We start from the raw sequence: 4,587 nt of genomic DNA, 5'->3' as shown, positions 1-4,587 counted from the left end.
CGAATAGCCGACGCGGCGCTCGACGCGAACGTGTTCACCCAAAAGTAAAGACAGAGATGCAGAAAGCAAAAAACGTGAATGCAAAACAACGGGAAGAACTACTCAGAACGTTGAAAGCCCGTTCTGAGCAAAACATGAACCGCCATAAAGGCCTCGAATGGGCTCGGGTGCAAGAAAAGCTGGAAGCCAATGATGAAAAGCTGTGGTCGCTCAATGAAATGGAAAGGACTGGCGGTGAACCGGATGTTGTTGGTCATGATAAGAAGACGGGTGAATACATTTTCTGTGACTGTTCAGCGGAGAGCCCTAAAGGGCGCAGAAATGTTTGTTACGACCGCGAAGCACTGAAATCAAGGAAAGAACATAAACCAAGAGGCAACGCGATCGATATGGCCGCGGCGATGGGCATCGAGCTTTTGACAGAAGCGCAATATCGGGAGCTGCAGAGACTCGGAGACTTCGATACGAAAACGTCGAGCTGGGTGAAAACACCTCCTGATATCAGAAAACATGGCGGGGCCCTTTTTTGCGATCGCCGCTACGGCAGTGTCTTCGTGTATCACAACGGTGCGCAGTCTTACTTTGGCGCCAGGGGATTCCGTGGCTCGCTAAGGGTCTGAACTTGCATCTAATGAATCTCTTTCGTGTCGCCGCGGTGGTTGCCATCGCTGGCTGTGCGCGGACACCGCAGTCCCCTCTCGAGATCTACCCGGAGTACACACGCCTGCTCGTAGGGGACCAGATCCACTACACGGTCATGCACCGACAAGATGGCGCGCCGAGCTTCGTCGAAGACTATCGCCTGGAGAGCCGTAACCCCGCGGTGGTCCGGGTGGTCGATTCGATTCGGCTCGAAGCGGTGTCACCCGGGAGGTCCGAGGTGCTCGTGCGCAGTGACGTCGGCGAACGGGTTCTCTCGATCGAGGTCGAGCCGGATGCGAGGCCGCCGATGCCCACGACACATCACACCGAGGTCGATAGGATCGCCGGCACGGAGCTGCTCTTCGTCGGCCACGCCAATCTGGACGGCTGGGATCACACCGCGGTCGCCAAGCCTGGAATCGATCGGCTCGTGCGCGAGTTCAAGACCCGCGGGCATCCGGTCGTCTACTTCGTGAGCCAAGACTACCCGTTCTGGTACACCGAGGACCGCGAGCCCGATCTGGCGGTCGTCAGCGAGGGGCAGGAGCACGAGATCGTCGTCGACGCCGAGCGGGTCGTGTTCAGCGGCGGCGATTTCATCGTCTGCACGCTTCGGAACGCCCAGATGACGCTGCACGGCCTGCTCAACGCCGGCGTTCGCGACCGCGTCCATTTCGTATTTCCGGCAGACGCGATCTGGACGGGATATCAGTCTCCTCGGAAGTATCCCGCCCCCATGACATCCCTCGATCGCCTCATGTCGGAGCGGTCCTCAGCGCAGGAGCGATACGAGCAATTGGTAGCTCCGTTCCTGGATCGACTGTTTGACGAGTTCCCGGCTGGTGGCTATCCGGAAATCGCGCCGGTGCCACCGCTGAAGGAGCTCGTCGAAGGCTGGAGCGTCGAAGTCGCGATCGACCACACGTTCGTTCAAAGCTACCGGTCAGGCGATCCCAATAAGGTCATCCGCTTCGATTTTCTGCAAAAGCAGGGAGGCTAACGATGCAGCTGGATTCCGAAGGTCTCAGCATCTCCTCGGAGCCGGGCGCGACGGCTGACGAAATCGGTGCTGTGCGCGAGGGCCTGTATCAGTTCAACTTCGCCGTTACGGGACTGACGGAGCACCAGAACATCGCGCTGTTCGTGCGCGACCGCGATCGCGCCATCCAGGGAGGGCTCCTTGGCACCGTGTGGGGCGGTTGGCTTCACATCACCGACCTGTGGTTGGCTGAAGAGTTTCGCGGACGCGGTTTGGGTCGGCAGCTCCTCGCGAAGGCCGAGCGCGAAGCGGTGTCGAGCGGAGCCCGTGGGGCGTTCCTCAGCACGTTCGACTTCCAGGCGCCGGACTTCTACCGTCGTTTCGGCTACGAAGTGTATGCCACGCTCCCGGACTACCCGCCGGGGCACACCGACTACCACCTACGAAAGACATTCTGAGGTGGGCCAATGAGTGTACGCATCGTCAGGCTGGGTACGAATCGAAAACGCGGCGAAGGCCTGCGCATCGGTACCGTGAGACACCCGCCTCGCGGGGTCCCGAAGAGCCAGCACGCCGCGCAGAACTGGTACGATGTCTGGTTCCCCGAGCTCGCCCCGAGCGCTCAAGCCGTCAAGCTCGCGAAAGCAGCGAGCACCGAGCGGCAGTGGGCCGCGTTCGTGAAGAAATATCGCGCCGAGATGGCGGCTCCGGACAAGGTCCGGATCCTCGATCTCCTCGCCGCAATGTCACGCCAATCGAGCTTCTCGGTCGGGTGTTACTGCAAGGATGAGTCACGATGCCACCGGTCGGTTCTCCGCGAGCTCTTGAAGGAGCGCGGCGCTCGAGTCGAGTGAGCCGGAAGTGCGGCTCGGACGACGCGGCGACGAGCTGGAAATTCCGGTGGCCTTCGCTCTAAGCTTCTTCACGTGGGTGATTTCGGACGCGTGGATCCTCGTGACATGCCCACCCATTTCTTCTACCGGGCCCTCCACCTGGACTTCGAGAGCGCGGTCCGGGCCAATCCCGAGAATCAGAATTGCTCCATGTGTCCCCGGTATTGGTACGTCGACGCGGTCTTTCCATGCGACCGCTGCGGCGAGAAGTTCGGGTTCACCGCAGAGGAGCAGCACGTCTGGTACGAGGAGTATGGGTTCTGGGTCGACTCTCTTCCGAAACACTGCCTTTCTTGCCGGCGAGCGCTCCGCGAGCTGAAGGCCGCCCGCAAGGAGTACGATCGCCATGTCGAGGAAGCGCTTCGATCGGGCGACGCCGAGCTCAAGAAGCGCATCGCTCTCGTGATCGATCAGCTCTACGAGCTGGGCGGGGAGCTCCCGTCACGCATCAACGAGAATCGGCGGCGCCTCGCCCGTCAGCTCGAGCGAACGAAGCCGAGCGGGTAAGCGAGCCGAGGCCGTCGCGTGGAACGTAAGGATTGTCAGTACGTCGTGATCTTCCGGACCTCGTCGGCGGTGAGCCCTTCGACCATGAGGAGCACCCTCGGGGAATCGGCGCTCCCGCGGCGTTCACCGAGAAGGTTCCCGATGCCGTCCGTGCGCAAGTTGGACAACACCGGCTGCCACTCGCGCCGCAGAATGTCCCGAACCTCCCCCTCGAACCCCGGGACGCCGTGGGCATCGGTGAGATCGCGCAACAACTGTTCGGTCGCATCGAGAGTTTGCAGGAGCAGCATCGAACTCAGAAGGAAAGCAACGTTCATCATGGTGTTTCTCCGAAACGATCTGGGCAGCTCGATACGGGGGAATACCCAGCGTCCCCATACGACCGTTTAGCACATTCATGCCGAATCCGCCTCACGAGAAGTCCCACCTCCCCGTCGATTGACGGAGCTTTCAAGCGGCTAGGTATCATGTACCTGGGGCGCGGAAGAAGCTAGCATTTCACCGGGAGTGCTGGGTCTGCTAGCACTGGAGTGCAATGCTAGCACTGTGCTAGCATTGGGCATGGCAAGCATTAGTGTCAGAAGGATTGACGACGAAGTTTACGAGTTGCTAAGGATTCGCGCGGCGAAACACGGTGTCTCGATGGAAGAAGAGGTTCGTCAGATTCTCCGGCGCGCGGTTTCTGCTCCAGAGCGGCTGGGTGACCTCGCTCTCGAGTACTTCGGAGAGGACGGCGTCGATTTAGAACTGCCACCGCGAGGGCCTCACGAGCCCATGAGCGTCGATGAATGATCGTTCTCGATACGAACGTCGTTTCCGAGATGATGAAGCCATCGCCGAAACGTTCGGTGATCGACTGGCTGAACCGTCAGGAAACGACGACACTCTACTTATCGTCGATTTCGCTCGCAGAGATCGGCTACGGCCTCTACGCCATGCCGGATGGGAAACGGCGACGCTCGCTCGAGGCTCGCTTCGAAAAGTTCATTGCCGACGGGTTCGATCGGCGGATTCTGGGCTTCGACCTAGAAGCCGCACGTGCATACGGTGAGGTGATGGGACGCCGCAAGACGCTCGGTCGCCCGATGTCGATCCTCGACGGGCAGATCGCCTCGATCGCGCGAGCAAACCGCTTCGCGGTCGCTACTCGGAACGTGGATGATTTCGAGGAGTGCGGTGTGAGTCTGCTCAATCCGTTCGAAGAAGAGCAGGAGCGATAGGCCCTCAAAACAAAACTGGAACCGGCCTGACCGCTGTCTACGGCGTAATTGGCACGAGGCCCCATCCGTCGGCCTCGGTGAACTCCCGGGCGGCGAAACACCAGATCAACAGCCGCTTTCGCGTCCAGTAGTCCGGGTCTCGCTGAGCGCGCCTCAGGAGGTTGACTCGCGCTGGAGTCGCCCCGCTACCGCGCACCGCTACGAGGTCGAGCGGGACGCCGAGCTCGTACGCCAGTTGATCGACGAGACCCGAGCCCTTCGCATGCATGTCCTCACCTCCATGGAAAACGAGGTCGTGACTGTCCCCCACGAGCACGATCGGGCTCGCCGGATCGGGCTCGACCGG

General features: G+C 60.7%; 9 protein-coding genes. 7 read left to right on the top strand and 2 right to left on the bottom strand.

The window, feature by feature from the left end; all coding sequences use genetic code 11:
* Positions 1-56 precede the first annotated feature (56 nt).
* The 5 genes from VEK15_29925 to VEK15_29905 all read left to right on the top strand — a co-directional run bounded on the left by VEK15_29925 (position 57) and on the right by VEK15_29905 (position 3,021).
* A complete protein-coding gene (locus VEK15_29925) occupies positions 57-620 on the top strand; it encodes a DUF4256 domain-containing protein (GenBank protein HXV64954.1) in 564 nt (187 codons plus the stop codon).
* Positions 621-622: 2 nt separating this feature from the next.
* Positions 623-1,642, top strand: coding sequence for a hypothetical protein (locus VEK15_29920; protein ID HXV64953.1), 1,020 nt, complete (start codon positions 623-625; stop codon positions 1,640-1,642).
* 2 nt (positions 1,643-1,644) lie between these two features.
* Positions 1,645-2,079 carry a GNAT family N-acetyltransferase gene (locus VEK15_29915; protein ID HXV64952.1) on the top strand — a complete coding sequence of 145 codons (435 nt, stop codon included), beginning with the start codon at positions 1,645-1,647 and terminating at the stop codon, positions 2,077-2,079.
* A gap of 9 nt (positions 2,080-2,088) precedes the next feature.
* Positions 2,089-2,475, top strand: a complete 387-nt coding sequence (locus VEK15_29910; protein HXV64951.1) for a DUF488 family protein — start codon at positions 2,089-2,091, stop codon at positions 2,473-2,475.
* A 105-nt stretch (positions 2,476-2,580) separates the two neighbouring features.
* The gene (locus tag VEK15_29905) at positions 2,581-3,021 is read left to right on the top strand and encodes a zinc-ribbon domain containing protein (GenBank protein ID HXV64950.1); all 441 of its coding nucleotides are present in this window, start codon (positions 2,581-2,583) and stop codon (positions 3,019-3,021) included.
* A 35-nt stretch (positions 3,022-3,056) separates the two neighbouring features.
* Here VEK15_29905 and VEK15_29900 read toward each other — a convergent pair whose 3' ends face one another.
* Positions 3,057-3,341, bottom strand: a complete 285-nt coding sequence (locus VEK15_29900; protein ID HXV64949.1) for a hypothetical protein — start codon at positions 3,339-3,341, stop codon at positions 3,057-3,059.
* Between the two features lie 241 nt (positions 3,342-3,582).
* On the opposite strand from VEK15_29900, the gene VEK15_29895 reads away from it, so the two are divergent.
* A complete protein-coding gene (locus VEK15_29895; protein ID HXV64948.1) occupies positions 3,583-3,813 on the top strand; it encodes an Arc family DNA-binding protein in 231 nt (76 codons plus the stop codon).
* The gene (locus tag VEK15_29890) at positions 3,810-4,241 is read left to right on the top strand and encodes a type II toxin-antitoxin system VapC family toxin (GenBank protein HXV64947.1); all 432 of its coding nucleotides are present in this window, start codon (positions 3,810-3,812) and stop codon (positions 4,239-4,241) included. Before VEK15_29895 ends, VEK15_29890 begins: the two co-directional genes overlap by 4 nt.
* A gap of 37 nt (positions 4,242-4,278) precedes the next feature.
* On the opposite strand, the gene VEK15_29885 is transcribed toward VEK15_29890, so the two are convergent.
* Positions 4,279-4,587: hypothetical protein (locus VEK15_29885; GenBank protein HXV64946.1), on the bottom strand; the 309-nt coding region annotated here is incomplete at its 5' end.

Source organism: Vicinamibacteria bacterium, assembly GCA_035620555.1.
In the GTDB taxonomy this organism is placed as follows: domain Bacteria; phylum Acidobacteriota; class Vicinamibacteria; order Marinacidobacterales; family SMYC01; genus DASPGQ01.
This window is presented reverse-complemented; position numbering and strand designations above follow the sequence as displayed.